The organism is Paenibacillus anaericanus, from assembly GCF_003994475.1.
Classification (GTDB): Bacteria; Bacillota; Bacilli; order Paenibacillales; family Paenibacillaceae; genus Fontibacillus; species Fontibacillus anaericanus.
This window is the reverse complement of the sequence record NZ_RZNY01000091.1, coordinates 1-350: the sequence shown is the minus strand read 5'-3', so window position 1 is coordinate 350 and position 350 is coordinate 1. Positions and strand designations below refer to the sequence as shown.

Below are 350 nucleotides of genomic sequence, written 5' to 3'. Positions count from 1 at the left end.
GCCATATCATGATTAGAATCGGTAGTTTGTACTTTGTACTTCCGTGAAACACAAGAACGTAAACCGAGTTCTTTCATATATACACCTACCGTTCGTTCCGTCACGTTATACCCGTCTTTGTTCAGTAAAAATGTGATCTTTGGTGCACCATAACGCTCTTCTGAGTCACTGAAATGGTAGCGGATCCGCTCTAACACTTGGTTTTTCCGCAACTCTTGTTGGCTTATCTCATGGTTTCTCCATTTGTAATAACCGCTCCGGGAAACGTTAAGTACATCGCACATCTTCTCCAATCGAAACTCGGAGCGGCTATTCTCGATGAACTGAAATCTCAGTTCTTTGGTTTGCTG

The 350-nt window shown here is 42.9% G+C and carries 1 protein-coding gene; it reads right to left on the bottom strand.

What is annotated here, in order from left to right; all coding sequences use genetic code 11:
• Nucleotides 1-350: IS3 family transposase (locus EJP82_RS27825; RefSeq protein ID WP_148125769.1), on the bottom strand; the 350-nt coding region annotated here is incomplete at both ends.